At 72.7% G+C, this 22443-nt stretch carries 27 protein-coding genes; 13 read left to right on the top strand and 14 right to left on the bottom strand.

Annotated elements, in window-relative coordinates; all coding sequences use genetic code 11:
- Positions 1 to 35: 35 nt before the first annotated feature.
- Positions 36 to 896, top strand: a complete 861-nt coding sequence (locus AB0O29_RS14065; protein ID WP_365151113.1) for a TIGR03619 family F420-dependent LLM class oxidoreductase — start codon at positions 36 to 38, stop codon at positions 894 to 896.
- Between the two features lie 157 nt (positions 897 to 1053).
- Positions 1054 to 1542 carry a hypothetical protein gene (locus tag AB0O29_RS14060; RefSeq protein WP_365151110.1) on the top strand — a complete coding sequence of 163 codons (489 nt, stop codon included), beginning with the start codon at positions 1054 to 1056 and terminating at the stop codon, positions 1540 to 1542.
- Between the two features lie 173 nt (positions 1543 to 1715).
- On the opposite strand, the gene AB0O29_RS14055 is transcribed toward AB0O29_RS14060, so the two are convergent.
- Positions 1716 to 3287: a helix-turn-helix domain-containing protein gene (locus tag AB0O29_RS14055; RefSeq protein WP_365151107.1), complete on the bottom strand. Its 1572-nt coding sequence runs from the start codon at positions 3285 to 3287 to the stop codon at positions 1716 to 1718.
- A 91-nt stretch (positions 3288 to 3378) separates the two neighbouring features.
- Here AB0O29_RS14055 and AB0O29_RS14050 point away from each other — a divergent pair, with 91 nt between their 5' ends.
- Positions 3379 to 3621 carry a hypothetical protein gene (locus tag AB0O29_RS14050; RefSeq protein WP_365151104.1) on the top strand — a complete coding sequence of 81 codons (243 nt, stop codon included), beginning with the start codon at positions 3379 to 3381 and terminating at the stop codon, positions 3619 to 3621.
- Here the strand turns inward: AB0O29_RS14050 and AB0O29_RS14045 are convergent.
- Positions 3596 to 4051, bottom strand: coding sequence for an ATP-binding protein (locus AB0O29_RS14045; RefSeq protein WP_365151101.1), 456 nt, complete (start codon positions 4049 to 4051; stop codon positions 3596 to 3598). The two genes, AB0O29_RS14050 and AB0O29_RS14045, sit on opposite strands and share 26 nt — an antisense overlap.
- Before the next feature lie 105 nt (positions 4052 to 4156).
- Between AB0O29_RS14045 and AB0O29_RS14040 the strand changes: the two genes are divergently transcribed.
- The gene (locus AB0O29_RS14040) at positions 4157 to 5020 is read left to right on the top strand and encodes a helix-turn-helix transcriptional regulator (protein ID WP_365151196.1); all 864 of its coding nucleotides are present in this window, start codon (positions 4157 to 4159) and stop codon (positions 5018 to 5020) included.
- On the top strand, positions 5017 to 5199 hold the full coding sequence (locus AB0O29_RS14035; RefSeq protein ID WP_365151098.1) for a DUF397 domain-containing protein: 183 nt from the start codon (positions 5017 to 5019) through the stop codon (positions 5197 to 5199). Before AB0O29_RS14040 ends, AB0O29_RS14035 begins: the two co-directional genes overlap by 4 nt.
- On the opposite strand, the gene AB0O29_RS14030 is transcribed toward AB0O29_RS14035, so the two are convergent.
- A complete protein-coding gene (locus tag AB0O29_RS14030; RefSeq protein WP_365151095.1) occupies positions 5196 to 5534 on the bottom strand; it encodes a hypothetical protein in 339 nt (112 codons plus the stop codon). The two genes, AB0O29_RS14035 and AB0O29_RS14030, sit on opposite strands and share 4 nt — an antisense overlap.
- A 61-nt stretch (positions 5535 to 5595) precedes the next feature.
- Positions 5596 to 6267, bottom strand: coding sequence for a DUF4097 family beta strand repeat-containing protein (locus AB0O29_RS14025; protein WP_365151092.1), 672 nt, complete (start codon positions 6265 to 6267; stop codon positions 5596 to 5598).
- A 243-nt stretch (positions 6268 to 6510) separates the two neighbouring features.
- On the opposite strand from AB0O29_RS14025, the gene AB0O29_RS14020 reads away from it, so the two are divergent.
- Together AB0O29_RS14020 and AB0O29_RS14015 are read left to right on the top strand one after the other, a co-directional pair.
- On the top strand, positions 6511 to 6882 hold the full coding sequence (locus AB0O29_RS14020) for a VOC family protein (RefSeq protein ID WP_365151089.1): 372 nt from the start codon (positions 6511 to 6513) through the stop codon (positions 6880 to 6882).
- 281 nt (positions 6883 to 7163) lie between these two features.
- Positions 7164 to 7562 (top strand): VOC family protein, encoded by a 399-nt coding sequence (locus AB0O29_RS14015; RefSeq protein ID WP_365151087.1) that lies wholly within the window; start codon positions 7164 to 7166, stop codon positions 7560 to 7562.
- 43 nt (positions 7563 to 7605) lie between these two features.
- On the opposite strand, the gene AB0O29_RS14010 is transcribed toward AB0O29_RS14015, so the two are convergent.
- A complete protein-coding gene (locus AB0O29_RS14010; protein ID WP_365151084.1) occupies positions 7606 to 7896 on the bottom strand; it encodes a hypothetical protein in 291 nt (96 codons plus the stop codon).
- A gap of 135 nt (positions 7897 to 8031) precedes the next feature.
- On the opposite strand from AB0O29_RS14010, the gene AB0O29_RS14005 reads away from it, so the two are divergent.
- Together AB0O29_RS14005 and AB0O29_RS14000 are read left to right on the top strand one after the other, a co-directional pair.
- Positions 8032 to 8403: a type II toxin-antitoxin system RelE/ParE family toxin gene (locus AB0O29_RS14005; protein WP_365151081.1), complete on the top strand. Its 372-nt coding sequence runs from the start codon at positions 8032 to 8034 to the stop codon at positions 8401 to 8403.
- Entirely contained in the window at positions 8400 to 8759 is a 360-nt protein-coding gene (locus AB0O29_RS14000; protein ID WP_365151078.1) for an XRE family transcriptional regulator, read from the top strand. The genes AB0O29_RS14005 and AB0O29_RS14000 overlap by 4 nt, the downstream gene beginning before the upstream one ends.
- Positions 8760 to 8792: 33 nt before the next feature.
- Here AB0O29_RS14000 and AB0O29_RS13995 read toward each other — a convergent pair whose 3' ends face one another.
- The 6 genes from AB0O29_RS13995 to AB0O29_RS13970 all read right to left on the bottom strand — a co-directional run bounded on the left by AB0O29_RS13995 (position 8793) and on the right by AB0O29_RS13970 (position 16947).
- On the bottom strand, positions 8793 to 10364 hold the full coding sequence (locus AB0O29_RS13995; protein WP_365151075.1) for an APC family permease: 1572 nt from the start codon (positions 10362 to 10364) through the stop codon (positions 8793 to 8795).
- Positions 10365 to 10597: 233 nt separating this feature from the next.
- On the bottom strand, positions 10598 to 12082 hold the full coding sequence (locus tag AB0O29_RS13990; RefSeq protein WP_365151072.1) for an aldehyde dehydrogenase family protein: 1485 nt from the start codon (positions 12080 to 12082) through the stop codon (positions 10598 to 10600).
- Complete coding sequence (locus tag AB0O29_RS13985) at positions 12079 to 13821, bottom strand: D-aminoacylase (RefSeq protein ID WP_365151069.1); 1743 nt, start codon at positions 13819 to 13821, stop codon at positions 12079 to 12081. Before AB0O29_RS13985 ends, AB0O29_RS13990 begins: the two co-directional genes overlap by 4 nt.
- Positions 13822 to 13912: 91 nt before the next feature.
- Positions 13913 to 15034: an LLM class flavin-dependent oxidoreductase gene (locus tag AB0O29_RS13980; protein ID WP_365151193.1), complete on the bottom strand. Its 1122-nt coding sequence runs from the start codon at positions 15032 to 15034 to the stop codon at positions 13913 to 13915.
- Between the two features lie 141 nt (positions 15035 to 15175).
- On the bottom strand, positions 15176 to 15973 hold the full coding sequence (locus AB0O29_RS13975) for an SDR family NAD(P)-dependent oxidoreductase (protein ID WP_365151066.1): 798 nt from the start codon (positions 15971 to 15973) through the stop codon (positions 15176 to 15178).
- Positions 15974 to 15993: 20 nt separating this feature from the next.
- On the bottom strand, positions 15994 to 16947 hold the full coding sequence (locus AB0O29_RS13970; protein WP_365151063.1) for an LLM class F420-dependent oxidoreductase: 954 nt from the start codon (positions 16945 to 16947) through the stop codon (positions 15994 to 15996).
- A gap of 183 nt (positions 16948 to 17130) precedes the next feature.
- Here AB0O29_RS13970 and AB0O29_RS13965 point away from each other — a divergent pair, with 183 nt between their 5' ends.
- Both AB0O29_RS13965 and AB0O29_RS13960 read left to right on the top strand, forming a co-directional pair.
- Positions 17131 to 17358, top strand: a complete 228-nt coding sequence (locus AB0O29_RS13965; RefSeq protein ID WP_365151060.1) for a hypothetical protein — start codon at positions 17131 to 17133, stop codon at positions 17356 to 17358.
- A gap of 23 nt (positions 17359 to 17381) precedes the next feature.
- The gene (locus AB0O29_RS13960) at positions 17382 to 17795 is read left to right on the top strand and encodes a DNA-binding protein (RefSeq protein WP_365151057.1); all 414 of its coding nucleotides are present in this window, start codon (positions 17382 to 17384) and stop codon (positions 17793 to 17795) included.
- A 9-nt stretch (positions 17796 to 17804) separates the two neighbouring features.
- Here the strand turns inward: AB0O29_RS13960 and AB0O29_RS13955 are convergent, their stop codons facing one another.
- The gene (locus tag AB0O29_RS13955) at positions 17805 to 18689 is read right to left on the bottom strand and encodes a L,D-transpeptidase family protein (protein WP_365151054.1); all 885 of its coding nucleotides are present in this window, start codon (positions 18687 to 18689) and stop codon (positions 17805 to 17807) included.
- 390 nt (positions 18690 to 19079) lie between these two features.
- Here AB0O29_RS13955 and AB0O29_RS13950 point away from each other — a divergent pair, with 390 nt between their 5' ends.
- Positions 19080 to 19520 (top strand): NUDIX domain-containing protein, encoded by a 441-nt coding sequence (locus tag AB0O29_RS13950; RefSeq protein WP_365151051.1) that lies wholly within the window; start codon positions 19080 to 19082, stop codon positions 19518 to 19520.
- A gap of 30 nt (positions 19521 to 19550) precedes the next feature.
- Here AB0O29_RS13950 and AB0O29_RS13945 read toward each other — a convergent pair whose 3' ends face one another.
- Together AB0O29_RS13945 and AB0O29_RS13940 are read right to left on the bottom strand one after the other, a co-directional pair.
- A complete protein-coding gene (locus AB0O29_RS13945) occupies positions 19551 to 20132 on the bottom strand; it encodes a DUF6434 domain-containing protein (RefSeq protein ID WP_365151048.1) in 582 nt (193 codons plus the stop codon).
- 36 nt (positions 20133 to 20168) lie between these two features.
- Complete coding sequence (locus AB0O29_RS13940; RefSeq protein WP_365151045.1) at positions 20169 to 21038, bottom strand: trypsin-like peptidase domain-containing protein; 870 nt, start codon at positions 21036 to 21038, stop codon at positions 20169 to 20171.
- A 199-nt stretch (positions 21039 to 21237) separates the two neighbouring features.
- On the opposite strand from AB0O29_RS13940, the gene AB0O29_RS13935 reads away from it, so the two are divergent.
- Complete coding sequence (locus AB0O29_RS13935) at positions 21238 to 22335, top strand: alpha/beta hydrolase (protein ID WP_365151042.1); 1098 nt, start codon at positions 21238 to 21240, stop codon at positions 22333 to 22335.
- The last annotated feature ends 108 nt before the right edge of the window (positions 22336 to 22443 follow it).

The following is a 22443-nucleotide window of genomic DNA, read 5'->3' as shown; positions in this document are numbered from 1 at the left end:
CCTTGGCCCTCCCGACGACTCGGAGGTGCCCACCCATGCGGATCGCCGCGACCATCTTCCTCACCGACCGCACCATCTCCCCCACCCGTCTCGCCCACACCCTCGAAGAGCGCGGCTTCGCCGGCCTCTACCTCCCCGAGCACACCCACATCCCGGTCAGCCGCGCCACCTCCGCCCCCATGGGCGGCGACCTCCCCGAGCAGTACGGCCGCACCCTCGACCCCTTCGTCGCGCTCGGCCAGGCCGCCGCCGTCACCCGCCGCCTGCACCTCGGCACCGGCATCACCCTCGTCGCCCAGCACGACCCCATCGGCCTCGCCAAGCAGGCCGCCACCCTCGACCACCTCAGCGGCGGCCGCCTCACCCTCGGCATCGGCTACGGCTGGAACGTCGAGGAGGCCGCCGACCACGGCGTCGACTGGCCCACCCGGCGCGAGCGGGTCCGCGGGCACATGGCCCTGATGCGCGCCCTGTGGTCCCCGGAGCCGACCGCCTACGAGGGCCCGTACGGCTCCGTCCAGGCCAGCCACGCCCACCCCAAGCCGGCCACGCCCCCGCGCGAACTCCCGGACGGGCAACGGCTGCACGGCCCCCGCACCCTCATCGGCGGGGCGGCCGGCCCGAAGCTGTTCGCCGCCGTCGCCGACCACGCCGACGGCTGGCTCCCCATCGGCGGCGGCGGCCTCACCGAGACGCTGCCGGTGCTGCGCCGGGTCTGGGAGGACGCCGGGCGCGATCCCAAGGCCCTCCAGGTGGTCCCGTACGCCGTCCAGCCCAGCCCCGGCAAGCTCGCCCACTACGCCGAGCTCGGCATCGAGGAGGTCGTCCTGCAACTCCCCTCCGCCCGCGAGGAGGAGGTCCTGCGCACCCTGGACGACTACGCCCAGTACCTCTGAGGCGCGGACCGGGACCCCGCCGGGACGCGGTGGCCGGAACCGTACCGCCCGGCGGGGCGTGTCCTGGGGTGCGCCCGCCCGCCCGCACGGCTGGTACGTTGGCGCGTTCCGTTCCACCCTTCGTTGCCGCCGACTCGCTTTCCTGGGGGACCTTCCCGTGCACAGCACCCTGCGCATCACCGCCTTCGCCGCCGCCGGCCTGGCCGCCGCCCTGACGCTGACCGCCTGCGGCAGCGACACGAAGGCGGACGCGAAGCCCTCCAAGACCCCGGCGGCCGCCCTGACCCCGACCGTCGCGCCGAGCGCGGCCCCGAGCACCGGCGCGAGCACGGGCGGCACGGGCGCGGGCACCCTGGACGGCGGCTGGATCTCGATGCAGAGCCCGGGCAAGAGCGTGGTGCTCACGGTCAAGGGCCAGAAGGCGCTCGTCGTCGAGGCCGCCACCGGCCTGACCTGCGAGGGCACCGCCTCGGGCGCGACCATCGACCTGAAGTGCCCTCCGGGGGCGACCCGTTCCAAGGGCAAGGTGGACTCGGTCGACGCCACCACCCTGAAGGTCACCTGGGAGGGCGCGGGCCAGGACACCTTCCAGAAGAGCGAGGCCGGCAAGCTCCCGTCGCTGCCGCCCCTGCCGACGAAGAAGTAGCCCCCGGCACGACGAACCGGGCCCGGAGCGCAGCAGCGGCTCCGGGCCCGGTTCGGCGTCACACGCTCCCGCGTGCCGGATCGGAACCTACGGTTCCGATCCCCCCGTTGACGGCGCCTACCTGGGGGCGCCGCTGAAGGGAAAACTAGGGCCCCGCTCGACCCGCCGCCATCTCACGGCTGCACGGTCACGGGACAGGTGCCTGTCACCGGTGCACGGTCCCCCGGCCCTGACCGGCCCGAACGCCCCCGCGGCGGATCCCCGCGCTCCTCTTCGCCCGCAGCGGCCCCGCCGGCCGCCCCGCCCGGCTCCAGCTCCCCCACCGCCATGAGCGCCAGCACCACCTCGTAGAGCCCGCTCCCGCCCGCGACGAGCTGCCGCCGCAGCAGCCCCTCCGCCCCGCGCAGGTGCTCGCGCACGGTCTGCGCGTGCACGCCCCGGCGCCGGGCGGCGGGCTCGACCGCGCAGTTCTCCCCGGCCCAGTCCCGCAGGGTCCGCCCGAGGTCCCGCTCGTCGGCCCGCAGCGGCGCCAGCAGCTCACCGGCCCATGCCAGGACCGGGCCCGCGGCGAGCAGGCCCCGCAGGCCGGGAACCGCACGGCCGGGCTCCCCCTCCTCCCGGTCCTGGAACCTCAGCGCCAGGTCGAGCGCCGCCCGGGCCCGTACGTCGCCCAGGTCTACGCCGAGCAGCCCCGCCGCCCGCTCCATCCGAGCCCGCACCGTGTTGCGGCTGATCCCCAGCAGCCGGGCCGCGTTCACCGCGGTGAACTCCAGCCCGAGCCGCACGGTCGCCGTCAGCTGGTACCGGTCCTGCGCCGGCACGGCCTCCAGCGGCCGCAGGTACTGCGCCGCCCAGGCGGCCGCCGCCCCCGCGTCCAGCACGTCCGCCGGCCGGACCCGGGCGGCGTGCCCGGCCACCCGCCCCGGCATCAGCCGTGCGGCGGCCAGGCTCCGCACGGCGTCGTCGTAGCCCGCCGCGACCCGGGAGAGCGGATGCCGCGCCCCGACCCCCAGGAACACCCCGTCCCGCCCGGCGACGAACCCGCGCAGGGCCGCCTCCGCACCCCCGCCGACGGGTGCGACGACGATGACGTGCCCGTCGTCCGCGGGACACCGCACGACCAGCGCCCGCCCGGCGAGCAGCTCCTCGCAGGCCCCCGCCACCTCCCGCCGCTCGCCCCGCGCGGCCTCCAGTACGCACACCACCACGCGTTCCGCGTCCAGCAGCCCGGGCCGCAGCCCGGCCATCGTCCGCTGGGCGAGGGCCACTTCCCCGCCCATGAGCAGTTGGAGCACGGACAGCCGCACCCCCGCCCCCGCCTCGGCCAGCCGCCGCCGCTGCGCGTCCGCCCCACCGGCCGCCACCAGCAGTTCCAGGACGGTGGCCGCGTGGCCGACGAGGGCGGCGGCCGCCTCGTCGTACGGGACCGGCCGCGTGACCACCAGCACCGGGTGCGGCCGCCCGGCCCCGAGCGCCAGCACCCGCAGGTGCCGCCCCGGCTCGGCGACCACGGCCGACCGGGGGCTCCCGGCGGCGACGTCCCGCAGGAGCGCCCCGTCCGGCACGCCGGCACGGACCGGGTCCTCGATCCGCGCGGAACCCCCGACGGCCCGGCCCAGCCAGTCGGCCACCCTGCGCACGGCCGCCCGGTGCCCGCCCGTCCCGACACGGGCGGCCCTGAGCAGCCCGGCGAGCGCCCCGGACCGCCACTCCCCCTCAACTCCGCCTCCGGCCAAGCCAGTCACCGCCATCCCGCCTTCCCTGTTCACGGCCCGGCGCGCATGCTAATCCCCGGACATGGGGCGACCGTGGAGGCGTCCGGGAAGGGGACACGGGATGCCGGGCCAGCGCAAGCGGAGGGAACGGGAGCGCCGCAGGGCCGACGCCCGGCGCGACCGGGAGGCGTCGGGCCGGTGGGAGCCTCGCTTCTCGACCCTGGACGAGGCGGAACTGCGGACCTACCTGAGGGAGCTGGCCCGGTCCGGGGTGGCGGCCGAGGACATCCGGATCGACATGGCGTGCGGCCGCCTGGTCAACCCGACCGGTTACACCGTCAGCGTGCTGGTGCCGGCGCCCTGACGGTGGCCAGCTCGGCCCAGACGGTCTTGCCGATGACCCGGTCCACCACCCCCCAGTCGGCCGCGACGGCGTCCACGATGCGCAGCCCGTACCCCGACTCCGCCTGGTAGACGTGCGGCTGGACGGCCGGCCGCCGCTCCCGCCGGGGGTCGGAGACCTCCAGCCGCAGCACCCCCGCGGAGTGCGGGTCGCCGCCCAGCAGGGTCATCCGGAGCTCGAAGTCCCGCCCGACGACCCGCCCGTGGGTGGCGGCGTTGGAGGCCAGCTCCGCGACGAGCAGCCCGGCGTCGGCGGACAGCTCGCTGCCTTCGGGGATCCCCCAGTCGTCGAGGGAGACCAGCGCCAGCTGCCGGGCGAGGCGGGCGCCGCGGAGGGTGCAGCTGAAACGCTGGGTGAACACGCGTACGAGGGGGTGCGAGGGTGCGGTCATGGAGACCAACGTCCCGCGTGAGCTGGGGAGTTCCCAGCGCCTCGACTGCTACTGATGAAGAGTAGTAGCTGACGCTCTGGACAGGAGCCGTCACCGACCGTGAGCATGATGATTCGGGAGGTGACCGTGATGACGGCTGGCAAGGGCAGCGACGGTGACGACCAGGTGGAACCCGACCCCGACCTGAAGAACTTCGGGGACACGGTGAAGGCGTTCCGCAAACGCAACGGCCTGACACAGGAGCAGTTGGCACCGAAGGTGGGCTACTCGCAGCAGTATGTGGCGTCCGTGGAGCAGGGCCGCCGACATCCGTCCGCGAAGTTCGTGAACAAGTCGGAAGAGGTGCTGGACGCCTTCGGGGTACTCAAGATCGCGGCGAAGCAGATGACACGGCGGCGGGGGCTGGCGTCCTGGTTCCGGCGGTGGGCTGAGCTGGAGAAGGAGGCCGTTGCACTCAATACGTACGAGTGCAGGGTGATACCGGGCCTGCTGCAGACGGAGACGTACGCGCGGTCCCAGATCCACAACGTCCCGCCCCTGCCGACGCCCGAGGTGGAAGAAGCGCGCATCTTCAAGCGCCTGGAGCGGCAGAAGCTCCTCACCCGCACGCCATACATCACCTTCAGCTTCATCATCGAGCAGTCGCTGATCGAGCGGCAGACGGGTGGGCCGGAGGTTACGCGCGAGCTCATCGACAACCTCCTGGAGTGCGGGAAGCTGCCCAACGTCGATATCCAGATCATGCCGCTCGTCAGCCCGGAGCACGCGGGTACCGATGGCTCCTTCCGTCTCCTCGAAACCCAGGAGCACGAGTGGGCGGGCTACAGCGAAGGCCAGAAGACGGGCCAGGTCATCTTCGACCCGAAAGCCATCAGCGCCTTCCACCAGCGGTATGCCAAACTTCGCATCCAGGCCCTCAACCCTGCGGACAGCGTGGGCCTGTTGATGCGATTGCGAGGGTCCCTGTGAACAGATCCCAGCTCCGGTGGTTCAAGAGCAGCTACAGCGGCAGCGAGGGCGACGACTGCGTCGAGGTCGCCACCTGCACCGACACCGTCCACGTCCGCGACTCCAAGCTCACGGCCAGCCCGGAGCTGCGGGTCTCCCCCGCCACCTGGACCGCCTTCCTCGGCGGGGTCACCGGCTAGAAGGGCGGTATCGGTCCCGGCGCCGCCACGCCCGGGGCCGGACGCCAGAAGCGCCCGTCAGGCAGGGCCTGACGGGCGCCGAGGAAGTAGTCGGCATCGCGCTGGAACCGGACGCCCGGCACCGCGCGGCGGACGTGCGGCCAGATGCTCGGCGCGACGCGGTACTCGCCCGCCATCATCCAGGGGTCGTCACCCAGCACGAACAGGTGCCTGATCCTCAGGAACTGGTCCCGGTCCAGCGAAACGGACTCGACCGTCTCCTCGTCCGCGTCACCGAAGCCGGTGAGGCCCCAGACGAGGTTGCGGCCGTCGGCGAATGGATAGTCGCTGCTCACCGCTTCACGCTAGGCCGCGGCCTCCCGCACCCGCACCTTCTTTTACGGCCGGGCGGGCGCCTCAGACGCTGCGGGCGGTGATGTTGCCGTAGCCGGTGGTCGCCTCGATGGTGAGCGGGGCCGCGGCGCCCTCGGCGTTCTGGAGGGCGTTGTGGATGCGGCCGTAGCCGGTGCCCGCGTTGAGGGTGGCGGAGACGCCGCGGGCGGCGCCGACGGTGATGTCGCCGTGCTGGGTCTTCAGGGTGAGCGCGCCGCCCGCCGCCTCCTCGATGGTGATCGCGCCCTTCTGGGTGCTGATCTCCGCCGGGCCGGCCAGGCGGCCGAGGGAGACGTCGCCGGACTGGACGGCGACGCGGGCGGTGGCGGTCTCGTCCAGCGTGACCTGGGCCTGGGCGGCCTCGACGACGACGTCGCCCAGCGGGCCCGCGCCCCGCACCTCGGCGGCGGCCACCTTGGCCTCGACGCGGGAGCCGGCGGGCAGCTGGACGGTCACGTCCACGAAGCCGGAGTTCCCGGTGATCGGGTTCTTCGCCGGGGCGGCGACCACCCGGAGGACCCCGTCGGCGTACGCGACCTCGATCAGCTCGGCGGCCTTCACGTCGCGGCTCTTCGAGGGGTCGGCGGGGAGGACCTCGACCGTGGCGTCCTTCCGGTCGCCGGCGATGAGGTTGACGCGGCCGGCCGGGATGTCGAGGACGGCGGAGACCGGGGCGGCCGTGGCGAACTTCTGCATGGTGCTCTCCTTCATCGGTATCGCGCGCCCCTTGCGGCCCGCTGCTTTCTGACATGAGAAACGCTACGTTGCATTCCAAGACCTGACAACAGGTTCGTTGCGCAGATTCACCATCACCGCAGTTCAGCGGCACATAATCGTTGCAACGGCTCGAAATTCAACGCAACGAAGCAGATCCGGACATTGCAATGGACCATGGGTAAACGCTATGCCCGAAGGCCTGAGGACGGCTAGTGTGCGTCCATGCCCTCTCTCGTACGACACATCACCTTCGACTGCCACGACGCCTACGGCCTGGGCCTGTTCTGGGCGGAGGTCCTCAACGGGACCGTCTCCAAGGAGGACCGGCCCGGCGATCCCGAGGTACTGCTCACCTCGGAGGGCGGGACGCTCCTGTTCATCCAGGTGCCGGACGCCAAGTCCGTGAAGAACCGGGTGCACTTGGACGTCCAGCCGCAGGATCGTTCCCGCGACGAGGAAGTGGAACGGCTGCTCGGGCTCGGCGCCACGCTCGTCGGCGACCACCGCAATCCCGACGGGACCGGCTGGGCGACCCTGGCCGACCCCGAGGGGAACGAGTTCTGCGTGGAACGCAGCGAGGCGGAGCGGAGCTAGCCCACGCGAAAGGCCCCGGTCTCCGTGAGGAGGCCGGGGCCTTTGATCGAGCGCTGGGCAGGCCTTGCACCTGCATCCCCCCACAGGAAGTGGGGTGCCTTTCCTTGGACCACCAACGCCGGTCCCACCGCCGGTTTCCCGGCCGCGAGCTCGAGATGAACTCTACAGCCAAGATCGGCCCCGGAACACCCCCGGCCGCCAAGAAGCGGAACCCGGGGGCCACCTGACAGACCGGGCGCTCCCGCGCCCCGGACGGTCCCGGTCCCCCATAGGGTCCCGGCATGATCGATGCACACACCCACGTACGCGTCGCCCGCCCCTCCCGCGATCTCGCGGCCGCCGAGCGGTTCTACGTCGACGGGCTCGGGCTCGACGTCCTGTGGCGGACCTCGGGGCACGTCCCCGGGGAGCACGACCTCGTCATGGTCGGGCCCTCCGGCGGCGGGTGGCACTTCGAGCTCACCCGCGACCCGGAGAACCCGGTCGACCCCGCCCCCACCGTGGACGACCTGTTCGTCGTCTACCTCGGGCGGACCCCCGACCCGGCCCTGGTCCGCCGCCTGATCGCCCACGGCGGGCAGCAGGTCCCGTCCAACAACCCGTACTGGGACGAGCACGGCGTCACGATCGCCGACCCGGACGGCTACCGCCTGGTCCTCTGCGCCCGCACCTGGGGCTGACCGACCCCCGCGACCGGCCCCAGGGCTGATCCGGCCCGGGCCGTCACTTCACCGTCGGCGCGTGCGGCAGGCCGCCGTCCAGGGCGGTGTCGGCGCCCGCGAGGGAGCCCTGGGTGGACTTGGTCGCGCTGTTCGCGGCCGCGCCGGTGACGGCGAGGGCGGTCTTGGTGTCCTGTACCGCCTGGCCCGGGTGGCCGGCGATGTCGACGACGCGCTCGACGACGGGCTGGTTCTCCATGGTGGGCCCGTCGGCGGCGTGCGCGACGGGGGTGAGGGCGAGGGCGGCGCCACCGGTGAGGACCAGGGCGGACAGGGTGCGCTTGATGGCAGTCATGCCCGTCCCAACGACCCCGCCGCACCCGGGGTCACCGCCGACCCCCTCGTTGGTGTGAAGCTCAGCAGCGCGCGAGAACCTCCGATATGACACTTGCATAATATGCCTCACTTGGCATACTCGGAGGGAAGGTCCGTGAACTGGGAAGTGATCGTCGTGGAGCCCGCCCTTTCCTGGCTGCACACCCTGCGCCAAAACGATCGGCCGACGCTCATCCAGATCAGCAAGGCCATCACCGCACTGCGACAAGAAGGCCCCGCGATGGGCCGTCCTCTCGTGGACACCGTCAAAGGATCCCGCCTGGCCAACCTCAAGGAGCTCCGTCCCGGATCCACCGGTGGAAGCGAGGTGCGGCTGTTGTTCGTGTTCGACCCGCTGCGGCGCGCGGTGTTCCTCGTCGGCGGCGACAAGGCCGGGGACTGGCGTGGCTGGTACCTGTCGGCGGTTCCCCGGGCCGAGAAGGCGTACGAGGATTACCTGACGGAGTTGGAGGAGGACACTGCATGAACCACAGCCAGGGTGAGAGCCCGCTGCCCGGAGGCAGCCCGAAGGCCGCCCGCTGGGACGACCTCGTCGAGGAGTTCGGCTTCTCCCCCGCCGAACGGGAGGAGGTCGACCGGGGCGCGGCGGAGATGATCGCCGTGGTCCGGGCGCACCGGCTGGCCGAGGTCCGCAAGCGTCAGCACACCACACAGGTCCAGGTGGCCGAGGCCATGGGCGTCACCCAGGCGCGGGTCTCCCGGATCGAGAACGGCCAGCTGGAACGCAGCGAGGTCGAGACCCTCGCCGCGTACGTCCGGGCGCTCGGCGGCAAGCTGAAGATCGTGGCCGAGTTCGGGGACGAGCAGTACGTCCTCGGCTGACGGCGGCCCCGACCGGGCGGCCGCCCCGCCGGCTCAGTCCTCGACCACCAGCGACGGGGTCGACCTCGTGAGGATCTCGCCGCGGAAGAAGGCCGGGCTGCGGCGTTCGGTGATCAGCATGATGACCACGCCGAGGGCCAGCAGGCCGACGCCGATGACGAAGACGCTGCCGACGCCCAGGCCCGGGATGGTGGAGCCGGAGCCGTACGAGGGGTCCCAGGCGTCCGTCAGGGTCTTGACGAAGACCGCCGCCAGGAGCAGGCCGCCCAGGACCGGGAAGACGCCCTTGAAGAACAGGTCGCGGGCCGAGCGGCGCAGGTCGCCGCGGAAGTACCAGGCGCAGGCGAAGGCCGTCAGGGAGTAGTAGAAGCAGATCATCAGACCGAGCGCGAAGATCGTGTCGGTGAGGACGTTCTCGCTGACCAGGGTCATGACCGTGTAGAACGCGCCGGTCGCGACGCCCGCCGTGACGGTGGCGCGGCCCGGGGTCTTGAAGCGGGGGTGGACCTTGGCGTAGGAGGCCGGCAGGGCCTCGTACGTGGACATGGCGAGGACCGTGCGGGCGACCGGGATGAAGGTGGTCTGGAGCGAGGCGGCCGCCGAGGCGAGGACCGCCACGAAGAGCAGGATGCCGAGGACCGGGCCCATGACCGGGCCGGCGAGGGCGGCGAAGACGTTCCCGGAGGTCTCCGGGTTGCCGAGGCCGAGCCCCTTGGTGCCGGAGCCGACGGCCATCTGGGCGGCGACGCCGGTGGCCAGGTAGGAGCCGACGAGGACGACCATCGCGATGAGCGAGGCGCGGCCGGGGGTCTTGGCGGAGCCGATGGTCTCCTCGTTCGCGGTGAGGCAGGTGTCCCAGCCCCAGTACATGAAGATCGAGAGCGAGAGTCCGGCGGTGAAGGCGCCCATGGACTGGACCGCGAAGGGGTTCATCCACTGCCAGGAGAAGTGCACGCCGGTGTCGAAGGCGCCGGCGGAGGCCTTCTGGAAGGCCATGGCCACGAAGACCGCGAGGACCAGCAGCTGGAGGCCGACGAGGGTGTACTGGACGCCCTTGGTGGCGGTCATGCCCCGGTAGCTGATGGCGGTCGCGGTGGCGATCAGCGTCAGGCAGGTGGCGATGTGGACGAACTTGTTGTGGTCGAGGGCGGCGACGTCCGGGTTGGACGTGATCTCGCCGGCCAGCAGCCAGAAGTAGGACGTGGCGACGCCGGCCAGGTTGGACAGGACGATGATCGTGGCGATCACCAGGCCCCAGCCGCACATCCAGCCGATCCGCGGGCCGAAGGCCTTGACGGTCCAGGTGAAGGAGGTGCCGCAGTCCGGCATGTCCTTGTTGAGCTCGCGGTAGGCGAAGGCGACGAGCAGCATCGGCAGGAAGCCGGCCAGGAAGACGGCGGGCATCTGGAGGCCGACCTGCCCGGCGGTGGAGCCGAGGGTGGAGGTCAGGCAGTAGACGGGGGCGACGGTGGAGATGCCGATGACGGCGCTGCCCACCAGGCCGACGGAGCCTTTGCCGAGGCCCTTGCCGCGCACCTCGCCGTCGCCCGCGGCGACGCCGCTTACCGTGTCTCCGACCCGAGGCCGCTCGTCCAGCTGTGTCATGTGAAAGGACGGTAGAGGGTGCGATTTCCACATCTGGGAGGGTTAAGTCCAGATGTGGACGCAATGAATCGCCTTGGAATTTCAATCCACGGGCAGTTTACGACGCGGGATTGCAAGATCGATTCACACCCCCGCGGCCGATTCGCAGGCAGCGGACACGGGGTTCCGGTATGCGGAAACCGCAGCCGCGCCCGGAATGTCCGTTTAGAAAATTTCCCGAGGCAATTTTCTCCCTACCCCGCCCACACGATCGACTGCACCTCGCTGTATGCGTGCAGCGCGTACGAGCCCACGTCCCGGCCCACCCCCGACCGCTTGAAGCCCCCGAACGGCGCCTCCATGTTCCGGCCGATCGTGTTCACCCCCACCCCGCCCGCCCGCAGCCGCCGCGCCACCCGGAAGGCCCGCGCCGCGTCCCCGGACCACACGTAGCTGATCAGCCCGTAGTCGCTGTCGTTGGCCAGGGCCACCGCCTCGTCCTCGCCCCCGTCGAACGGGACGACCACGACCACCGGCCCGAAGACCTCCTCCCGCACCACCCGCATGTCGCTGGTGCAGTCGACCAGCAGCGTGGGCGCCACGTAGAAGCCCCTGCCCCTGCGCTCGCCCTCCCCCACCACCGGCCGCGCCCCGCCGAACGCGATCCGCGCCCCCTCCTTGCGGCCCAGCTCCACGTACGACTCCACCCGGTCCCGGTGCGCCGCCGAGATCACCGGGCCGACCACCGTCCCGCGCACCGCCGGATCCCCGACCTTCATGAACGCCAGGTACCCCGTCAGCTTCTCCACCAGCTCCGCGTACACCGACCGGTGGACGATCACCCGGGTCGGGGCCGTGCAGATCTGCCCGCTGTAGAAGGAGAAGGTCGTGCCGATGCCCATGACCGCCGCGTCCAGGTCGGCGTCCTCGAAGACCACCGCCGCGCCCTTGCCGCCGAGCTCCATCAGCTGCCGCTTCATGGACCGCCCGCAGACCTCCGCGATCCGCTGCCCCACCCCCGTCGAGCCGGTGAAGGACACCATGTCCACGTGCGGGGAGTCCACCGCCGCCTCGCCGACCTCCACCGCCTGCCCCGAGACCACGTTCACCACCCCCGGCGGGATCCCGGCCTCCGCCAGCGCCTCCGCCATCCGGAACACCGACAGCGGGTCCTGCGGGGCCGGCTTGACCACCACCGTGTTCCCCATCGCCAGCGCCGGGGCCACCTTGCCCGCCGGGTTCGCCCACGGGTTGTTGTACGAGGTGATGCAGGTGACCACCCCGACCGGCTGGCGCACCTCCAGCGCCCCCAGCACGCTCGCCGCCCCCATCGGCCCCGCCTCGGTGACCTGCGGCGGCAGCCCCCGCTCCACCGGCTCCAGGGCGCCCTTCGCGTACCGCCGGAACCGCGACACCCCCACCCCGACCTGCATCCCGCGCGCGATCCCCGTCGGGGCGCCCGTCTCCGCCCGGGCCAGCTCCGCCCAGGGCTCGAACTCCCGCTGGATCACGTCCGCGGCCCGGTCCAGGATCGCCGCCCGCTCCTCGGGCCGCGTACGGGACCACGGGCCGAAGGCCTCGGCGGCCGCCCGGGCCGCCTCCTCGACCTGCGCCCGCGAGGCCTCGGGGGCCAGCCCCACCACGGACTCGTCCGCCGGGTTGACCACCTCGTAGTGCCCGCCGGCGGGCTCGGTCCACTCCCCGCCGATGTACAGCCGCTGTGCCCGCTCCCCGCTCATCGGGTGCTCACCGTCCTCGTGTCCCGGCCCGACCGCAGGACGATCCCCGGGATCGCTCCGGTCACCTCGTCGTCGCGGATGGTCTCGACCCCGTTGACCCGGACCGACACGATCCCGATCGCCCGGGAGTCCAGGCGCGGGCTGTCCCCCGGCAGGTCGTGGACCAGGGTGGCCGGGCCGGCCTCGATGCGCTCCGGGTCGAAGAGGACCAGGTCCGCGTGCCAGCCCTCGGCGATCCGGCCGCGCTCGCGCAGCCCGAACAGCCGCGCCGGGTCGTCCGTCAGCATCCGCACCGCCTGCTCCAGCGGCACCAGCCGCCGGCCGCGCAGGCAGTCGCCGAGGAACCGGGTCGTGTACGGGGCCCCGCACATCCGGTCCAGGTGCGCGCCCGCGTCGGAGCCGCCGAGCATGACGTCCTCGTGCTGCCAGGTCTCGGCGCGCAGGGCCCAGGTCGCCGGGTCGTTGTCGGTGGGCATCGGCCACAGGACGGTGCGCAGGTCGTCGTTGGCGCAGATCTCGACGAGGCAGTGGAAGGCGTCCTGCCCGCGCTCGGCGGCGATGTCGTTCACGACCCGCCCGCTGAGCCCCTCGTTCTCCTCGCTGTACGTGTCGCCGATGACGTACCGCCCGAAGTTCGCGAGCCGCCGGAAGACCCCGGCCTCCTTGCTGTCGGCGCGGCGCAGCATCTCGGCCCGTACGTCCGGATCGCGGAGCCTGTCGATCCGCTCGGGCACGGGCAGCGCGAGGACCTCGCCCCAGCCGGGGATGAGGTTGAGGGCGCAGAACGTGCCGAGGGACATGTTCATGGGGGTGAGGATCGGCATGGTCAGCGCCACGATCCGGCCGCCCGCCTTACGGGCCCGCTCGCTGGGCACCAGCTGGCGCGGGACCCGTTCGGGGACGGCGGCGTCGATGGTGAGGACGTTCCAGTTGAGGGGCCGGCCGGCGGCGGCGCTCATGTCGACGAAGAGGTCGATCTCCTCGTCGGCGAACTGGTCCAGGCAGCCGGCGACGATCGCCTCCAGCTGGGTGCCCTCGTGCTCGCCGACGGCCCGGGAGAGCGCGAGCAGCTCCGCGGGCTCGGCGTGCCGGGAGGCGACGGGGGCGCCGTCGCCGTCGGAGTGGGTGGAGGACTGGGTGGTGGACAGGCCCCAGGCGCCCGCGTCCATGGCCTCGTGGAGCAGGGCGAGCATCCGGTCCAGCTGCTCGGGGGTGGGGGCGGCCGGGCCCGTGGCGGCCTCGCCCATCACGTGGCGGCGCAGGGCGCAGTGGCCGACCATGAACCCGGCGTTGACGGCGATCCGCCCTTCGAGGGCGTCGAGGTACTCGCGGAAGGTCGACCAGGACCAGTCGACGCCCTCTTCGAGCGCGGCGAGGGCCATGCCCTCGACCCGGCTCATCATGCGGCGGGTGTAGTCGGCGTCCTCGGGGCGGTCGGGGTTGAGGGGGGCCAGGGTGAACCCGCAGTTCCCGCCGGCGACGGTGGTGACGCCGTGGTTCATGGAGGGGGTGGCGTACGGGTCCCAGAAGAGCTGGGCGTCGTAGTGGGTGTGGGGGTCGATGAACCCCGGGGTGAGGACCAGCCCGGTGGCGTCCTCGGCGGTACGGGCCTCCTCGTCGACGGTGCCGGGGGGCGCGATGACGGCGATGCGGCCGTCGCGTATGCCGACGTCGGCGACGCGGGCGGGGGCACCGGTGCCGTCCACGACGGTCGCTCCGCGGATGAGGTGGTCGAGCATGGGGTTCCCTTCCGGTCCTGGGACCGGCGGGGCTGTGGACAGCCCCGCCGGCGTGTGAGGCGAACGGGGTCCGGGGCCGGGCCCCGGGCGGCTACGCCGACTGGCGGAAGCGGGTCGTGCGGTGGACCGGGTCCGTGTCGATGTGCGGGATGACGTGCTCGCCGATCAGCTTGATCGTCGTCATCGTGTCCTCGTACGAGACACCGGTCGGCAGGCCGAACGACAGCTGGTCCGCCCCCGCCTGCTCCCACCGCTTGCACTGCGCCCGCACCTCCGCGGGGTCACCGCAGATCAGCAGCTCCTCCGCGATGAGCAGCTCGATGATCTCCGCGTTGTACTCCGGCAGCGTCTCGGGCCACTGCGGGATCGCCTCCGGCCGCGGGAAGGTGTCGTGGTAGCGGAAGACCAGCGACTGGAAGCGGTTCATGTTCGCGTTGACCGCGATCTCGACCGCCTTCTCGTGCGTCTCGGCGCAGATCGCCGTCGAGGTGACCATCACGTTGTCGTTCACGAAGGCCCCGATCGCCTTCGCCTCCTGGATGGCCGTCTTGTACTGCTCCAGCACCCACTCCATGTCCGAGACCTTCTGGACGCTGAAGCCCAGCACCCCGAGGCCCTTCTTCGCCGCCATCGCGTACGAGGACGGGGAGCCGGCGGCGTACCACATGGCCGGGTGGGCCTTGCCGTACGGCTTGGGGAAGATCTTGCGCGGCGGCAGCGACCAGTGCTTGCCCTTGAACCCCTCGTACTCCTCCTGGAGGAACATCTTGGGGAATTCCGCGATGGTCTCCTCCCAGATCTCCTTGGTGTGGTTCATGTCCGTGATGCCGGGCAGGAAGCCGAGGATCTCGTGGCTGCCGGCGCCGCGCCCGGTGCCGAACTCGAAGCGTCCCTTGGAGAGGTGGTCGAGCATGGCGACCTTCTCGGCCACCTTCACCGGGTGGTTGACCGGGGCGAGGGGGTTGAAGATGCCGGAGCCCAGGTGGATGCGCTCGGTGGCGTGGGCGAGGTAGGCGAGGAAGACCTCGTTCGCCGAGAGGTGGGAGTACTCCTCCAGGAAGTGGTGCTCGGAGGCCCAGGCGTACTTGAAGCCGGACTTGTCGGCCTGGATGACGTACTCGGTCTCCTCGATGAGCGACTTGTGCTCCGCCTCGGGGTCGACCTTGGACCGCGCCTCAGGCACGTATCCCTGCACGAAGAGCCCGAATTCCAAGGGGTTCACCGTCCTTAGGTTTCTGACGTTGCGTCAGATTCGATGGGTCCGACTGTTCCACCGGGGAGTGGGGGCGTCAAGAGCGGGGATGGCATGAACTGACGACTCGTCAGATCTACGCGTACCGCCCCGCCCACCCCCTCACAGGAGGCTGACCCCCGCCATCCAGCCCCCGTCGATGACGAACGGCTGCCCGGTGATGTACGAGGAGTCCTCGGACGTCAGGAACAGCGCCAGCCTCGCCACCTCCTCCGGCCGCCCCACCCGCCCCAGCGGCACCACCCGCCGGTACAGGGCCGCCATCGCCTCCCGGGACTCCTCCGTCACCCCGTCCGGGTCCAGCAGCCCCGGGTTGGCCATGGGGGTGTCCACCGCGCCCGGGCACACCGCGTTGACCCGGATGTTCCGCGCGGCCAGCTCCAGCGCCGCCACCCGCGTCAGCCCGAGCACCGCCGCCTTGGTCGCCGCGTACGCGCCCACGTACGCCATGCCCGTCAGGCCCGTGTACGAGGAGGTGTTGACGATCGTCCCGCCGCCCGCCTCCCCGATCTCGGGGGCGACCGCCTTGATCCCCAGGAAGGCCCCGACCTGGTTGACCCGCACCACCTGCTCGAACTCCTCCAGCGGGGTCGCCGTCAACTCGTTGAAGCGCAGGATGCCCGCGTTGTTGACCAGCCCGTCGACCCGGCCGAAGGCCTCCTTCGCGCAGGCCACGGCACCCGCCCAGTCCTCCTCCCGGGTCACGTCCAGCCGTACGTACCGGGCCCGGTCCGCGCCGTGCTCCCCGGTGATCTCCTTGGCGACGGCGGCACCCTGCTCGTCGAGCACGTCGCCGAGCACCACCCGCGCGCCCTCGGCGGCGAACAGCCGCGCCTCCTGCTCGCCCTGCCCGCGCGCCGCACCGGTGATGATGACGACGCGCCCGTCCAGCTTCCCCACGGGTACTCCCTTGTCGGTGTCTAGTCGTTGAGGAGCGGGGCCACCTCGGCCCCGAAGGCGGTGATCTGGGCGACGAGTTCGGCGCGGTCACGGCTGCGGAAGCGGACCTGGATCTGGTCCACGCCCAGCGCCCGGTACTCCCGCAGGGACTCCGCGAGCGCCTCCGCCTTGCCCGTGAGGGTGCGCCGCCCGGTGTCCCAGCCGGGCTCGCCGACGTAGAGGGGCTCGGTGATCGCCCCGACCTCGAACGGCCCCTCCACCCCGGCCTCCTCCCGCAGCCCGCGGATCCGGGCGACCTGCGCCGGGATCCGGTCGCGCGGATCGCCCTGCGGGAGCCAGCCGTCACCGCGCACGGCGGCCCGGCGGACGGCCGCGGGCGAGGACCCGCCGACCCAGACGGGGATCCGCGCCTGGGCGGGGCGGGGCAGCTGGCCGAGGTCGCGGAAGGAGAACCGTTCCCCCTCGAACGCGGGGAACTCCTCCGGGCCGAGGGCCGCGCGCAGCGCGTCCAGGGTCTCGTCGAGGACCGGGCCGCGCCCCTCGAAGTCCGCCCCGAGCGCCTCGAACTCCTCCCGCACGTGCCCGGCCCCGACCCCGAGGACCAGTCGGCCCCCGGAGAGGTGGTCGAGGGTCGCGTACTGCTTGGCCGTGGCCAGCGGGTGGCGCAGGCCGACGATCGCGACGTGGCTCAGCAGCCGCACCCGCTCGGTGACCCCGGCGAGGAAGGCCAGGGTGGCCACCGGGTCGTACCAGACGGTGCCCATGGGCCCGGCGAGCCGGCGCGGGATGGCCACGTGGTCGCAGGTGGCCAGGTACCCGAAGCCGGCCCGGTCGGCGGCCCGCGCCACCTCGGCGAGATCGGCCGCTCCGGCCGAGGCCTCCCAGGGCTCGGCGTAGATGGTGCTCTGCGACTGGATCGGGAGCTGCATCCCGTACGCCAGCCGGCCTTCCGGAAACACGCGTACTGCCGCCATACCGCGCCCGCCTCGCCTTCGTCCGCTTCGCCTGCCGGTTCGCCGTTTCGGTGCTGGGCCATAGTCGTAGCTGACGGTCCGTCAGACAAGGGTTCCACGGAAGAGTGAAGGGGATTTGCAGGATGCTACTAACGGTGGGACGCTGGATTCATGGCAGTAGCGCTTGCATCCCCGGAGGCCCGCATGTCCGAGACCACGGTGAAGAAGTCGGTGACCATACGGCGCTCGATCGCCGAGCAGATCGAGGAGCGCGCGGGCGCGGGCGGCTTCTCCAGCTTCATCGACGCGGCCGCCGAGCACTGGCTGGCGCTGCTCAAGGCGCAGGAGATCGTCGAGGACTACGAGGAGACGAACGGGCCCCTGCCCGAGGAGCTGCTGGAAGAGGTCAGTCGCACGTGGCACGGCGAATGACACCGAGGGCGGAGCCCCAGCACGTGGGCGCCGCTCTCATCCTCGACGCCCAGCCCCTGTCCCTCCTCGCCGAGAAGGACGCCCGCACGACGGTCCTCATCGAGGTGGCACGCCGCGACGGCTACGCCCCCCTCATCAGCGCCGCCACGCTCGCCGAGGTGCGTCGGCACGGCCAGGCGGCCCAGCGGCTGGCCTGGGTCAGATCCCGGCTCACCGTCGTGCCCGTGACCGAGCAGGTGGCCGACAAGGCGGCCGAGCTGCTGGAGGCCGCGGGGCTCGACGGGCACGAGTGCGTGGTGGACGCCCTCGTCGTGGCCACCGCCGCCCTCTCCACCGGACCGGCGAAGGTCGCCTCTTCCGACGGTTCGCACGTACCGAAGCTCTGCGCCGCCGCGTCGGTCGGGCGGCTCTCGCCCGTGCAGTGGGTCCGGGTCTGAGGCCGGGCCTCAGAAGCCGGCGGGGCCCATCGCGATGACGGGGTGGGCCGCCGGGTCCAGGGTCTCCAGCAGCTGCTTCATCGCCGCCTTGGGCAGGCCGACGCAGCCCTGGGAGGGGCCGTCGTGGTCCACGTGCAGCCAGATGTTGCCGCCCCGGCCCTCACCGTCCGGCATGACCGGGTCCAGCGGGGACACGCCCTGGCGGCGGTTGTAGTCGATCGCCACCACGTAGTCGAAGGAGCCGGCGAGGGACTCGCCGTTCACCCCGCGCCCCGTGGCGACGAAGCCGGGGTCCCGGTCATAGGGGAGCTTCGTGCCGGGCGGGGCGGACAGCAGCCCGCCCGCGTCGCTGAGCGAGAAGACGCCCTGCGGGGAGGTCAGGTCCCCGTACTCGCGGGCGGTGGACCAGCCCTTGGCACCGTTGCGGGCCGGCCACTGCGCCGCCCGGATCCAGTCCGCGCCGGGCGCGGGGCGGGTGTACAGGGCGGCGGTGGACTCCGAGGAGTCCTTCGCCTTGCCGGTGACGAGGACCAGCTGGCGCGCCTCGGCCGGGATACGGGCCCGGGTGGCCTCGCCGAGGGCCGCCGCCGGGAGCCCCTGGAGGACGTCGGGCCGCGCGCCACCGCGGGCGGCGTGCTCGGGGCCCGCGGCGTGCGCCTTGGGACGGGCGTCGGAGCGGGCCGGGGTCACGGGGGCGCCGGGCTGCTCGTAGAGGGCGTGCACCCATCCGGCGGCGAAGAGCAGCAGCCCGGCGGTGGCGACGACCACCAGCGCCCGGGACGGCCGCCCGCCCGCAGGCCCCCGCCGCCGCCGTGCCGCCCCACGCCGACCACCGCGTTCCGGCGTACGGGGGCTGGGGGCGGGGCCGGATCCGGCTCGACGGTGCTTGCTCATCCCCCCGACGGTACCTCAGCTGATCACATTTACCGGCGAGTCGCCTTCCGCTTCGGGGTGGCGGGGGGTGTTCCGGAGCCGATCTTGCCTGTAGAGTTCATCTCGAGCTCGCGGCCGGGAAACCGGCGGTGGGACCGGCGTTGGTGGTCCAAGGAAAGGCACCCCACTTCCTGTGGGGGGATGCAGGTGCAAGGCCTGCCCAGCGCTCAATCAAAGGCCCCGGCCTCCTCACGGAGACCGGGGCCTTTCGCATGCCCAGTGGACTGACGGGAAGCCCCCGGCACTCTCCCGGCCCCGCCCCGGCGGCACCCCGCCCCACCCCCACCCGCAGCCACCCGAGCCCATGCCGACCCCTCCCGCCCAGGCCACCCGCCGATTTACCCTGCGGTGATGAGAACTCCGCGTCAGGCAGCGCGCATCGTCGTCCTCTCCCCCAGCGGGTCGGTGTTCCTGTTCCGGGAGAACAACATCGAAGTCGGCATCCACTGGCTGCCCCCGGGCGGCGGTATGGATCCCGGCGAGACCCCGGAGGAGTGCGTGCGGCGGGAGCTGCGCGAGGAGACCGGGTGGACCGACCTCGAACCGCAGCGGCTCCTCTGCACCTGGGAGCACGACTTCACCCACGAGGGCATCCCCGTCCGGCAGCACGAGCACATCTACGTCACCACCGGCCCCCACCGGGAGCCCGTCCTCGAAGCCCCCGACATCCACTGGCAGTGGGTCTCACCGGAACGCCTCGCCACCCTCGGCGAGCCCCTCTGGCCCCCGCGCCTGCCGGACCTCCTCACCGACGCCCGGTCCGAACCCGTCCACCTCGGCCTCGTCACGTAGGCCCCCGCGAGCCCGGCGGCCAAGGCCTCCCTACCGCGGCTTCGACCGGTACGCGTGCCAGGCCGTCACGGCCTCGGCCCTCGTACCCGTCGGGTGGGCGGTGTGCCAGGTGCGCAGGAAGCGGTTGAACTCGAACTGGTCGCCGATCTGCTGGGGTTCGGCCGCCGCCTCCCGGGTGGCGTGCCAGTGGGCGACCGCCTCGCCCAGGGTGCGGCCCGCGTTCTGCGCGACGTACGCGCGCATGTGGCCGTCGAAGTGGAACGCCGGGCCGGCCTCCCGCCGGAAGAACTCCCGCAGCACCTGGCTGCACCGCTGCCCCTCGGGGATGACGGTCGACGCGTCCACCGGCGCCGACAGCTGGCGGGCCGCCGCCGGCCGGCGGGCCGGGGCCGCCGGGAGAGGTTCGCCGTCGAGCGCGGCCCGCAGGCGCTCCGTGAGCGCCGCCTTCCCGCCGCCGCGCGGTACGTCGAGACGGCGGGCGAGTTCGGTCAGCTCCGCCAGGGTCCAGTACCAGCGGGCCAGCTCGGCCCCGGTGAGGGCGGGGGTGAGGGGCGGACGCTCCTCCGGAGCCGGAGCCGGGGCCGGAGCCGACCCGTCGTCATTCGAATGCATGTTCCCAACGATCCCACGGGCGCCCCCCCAGGACCGTCAGCGCTTCGGCGTGCCCGCCCCGCCCGCCGCGCCCGGCGTCGTGGCCGTCGCGTACAGCTGGGCGGCGTAGTCGCCGAGGACGGTGCTGGTGGAGACGTCGTCCGTGTCCCCGCCCGTCAGGATTCCGATGATCTTCCCGTCGCGGCCGAGCCAGGCGCTGCCGCTGGTCCCGCCGGGGAAGTCGGAGCAGTCGAAGCGCTGCTCGCGGTCACTGGTGCGGACGGCCACCGCCGTGCAGGTGCGGGGGACCTTGCGGTCGGCGGGATAGCCCGTCACCGTGACCTGCTCGCCCGCGCGGCCACTGGTGTCCAGGACGGCGCCGCCGGTGAGGTCCTCGATGTTGCGGCCCTTGTCGTCGGGGGCGACGCGGGCGAAGGCGAGGTCGTAGTCGTCGTCCGTGTCGTCGGCCCAGCGCTTGTCCTCGTAGACCTGCTCTATCTTCCAGACCCCGTACGGGGCGACACCGTTCGCGTACGCGGGTGCGAAGACGGCGCCGCCGTCGCGGCTCTGCTGGCCCTCCATGAGGCAGTGGCCGGCGGTGATGAGCATGTTCTTGCCGGGGCTGCGGACGACGGTCGCCGTGCAGAAGTGGTCGCCCTCCAGGCTGCCCGTGAACAGGGCGCCGGTGAAGGTGGTGGCGTCGCCCGCCTTGGGGGTGACGGGGGCCGACTGGGGTTTACCCAGCTGCGGCTTGGACGCTTGCGGACGCGAAGACCCGCTGGGCGATCCGGTGGGCGCGGCCGATTTGGCGTGTACGGGGGCGGACGCTTCGGGGGGCGGTGCCAGCTCGGCGACCGCCGCCGACGCACCGAGTGCCGCGACCCCGCACAGCACCGCCGTCACCACGGACCGCTTGTCCACCGCCATGATCCCTCCCGCCTTTGCCCTGGCGAAGCATGCCCCGGCGAGCGGCCGGGGTGCAAGGCCCGGCCCTCGCGCGCCGCTGGGACGACGCGATTCCGGCCAGGCCGCGCGGCCGCCGACCTCTCCCCCAACCCCCTTTACAAACAGGCGCTTTGGCGTAACCTCCCACTCGTCAGCAAAACAGCGTCTGGGGGAAACAGTAATGCTCGGGATCATCGCCGCGATCACCGCCGCCACGCTCGCCGCGCCCGTCGCCGGGCTCCTCGCCCACCGCGCCGTGCGCCGGTCCGCGAACGCCCGCCTGATGCGCATCGACACCCCGGACGGCATCGACGAGCAGGGCTTCGTCCGGATCGGCGGGATCGACCAGTGGATCTCCGTACGGGGCGAGGACCGGGCCAACCCCGTGCTGCTGGAGCTCCACGGCGGCCCGGGCGCGGCGAACTCCCCGTACGGGGCCCGCACCCGGGCCTGGGAGGCGCACTTCACCCTGGTCCGCTGGGACATGCGCGGGGCCGGGCTGACCTTCGCCCACGGCGGGCCCGTCGGCCAGGGCGGCGAGCCGTCCTTCGAGCGGCTGTACGCGGACGCGCTGGAGGTCGTCCACCACCTCCGGGAGCGCCTCGGCGTCGACCGGGTGGTGCTGCTGCCGAGCTCCTTCGGGACGGTGTTCGGGCTGCGGCTGGCCCGCAGCCACCCCGAGCTCTTCTCGGCGTACGTCGGCACCGACCAGAACGTCCTGGAGGCCGGCCGGGACACCTCCGCCTACGACGCCACCCTGGCGCGGCTGCGCGCGGCCGGGAAGGCGAAGGACGCGGCGCGGGTCGAGGCGATGGGGTCCGACTGGCGCCGCTGGAGCCCCGAGCAGCGCACGGCGTACGACAAGCTGTGCGCGGGCAGCGACCCGCTGACGCTGGACACCGTGAAGAAGGTGGTCCTGGGCTCGATGTGGCTGTCGCCGCTGTACTCCCCCGGGCGGATCGCCGCGTACTTCAAGGGACAGGGCTTCTCGGAGCCGGTCACGACGGGGACGCACGGCTTCGACGACTGGGCGGAGGGCACCCGCTTCGAGGTGCCGTTCTTCGTCTTCCAGGGCGCGCTGGACGTGATCACCCCGGCGGCCCGCGCCCGGGCGTACTTCGACGCGGTGGAGGCGCCGGTGAAGGCGTTCGCGCTGATCGAGGACGCGAGCCACTTCGCGGCGCTGCGCCGCCCGGACCGGTTCCTGGAGCTGCTGCTGACCCACGTCCGGCCCGTGGTGACGGCAGGGCGGACGGCCGGGCGGACGGCCGCCGTCTGACCCGGGGTGGGCACGAGGAGGGGGCGGGGGCCGGCCGGGCCCCCCCCCCCCCCCCTGCCGGGGGCTGCGCAGCGGGTCGGCGGTGCCGGTGGAGACTGCGCCCCGGGT

This window comes from Streptomyces sp. NPDC089915 (genome assembly GCF_040684675.1).
Lineage (GTDB): Bacteria > Actinomycetota > Actinomycetes > Streptomycetales > Streptomycetaceae > Streptomyces.
The sequence above is the reverse complement of the archived record's forward strand: the minus strand, read 5'-3'. Positions and strand labels throughout refer to the sequence as shown.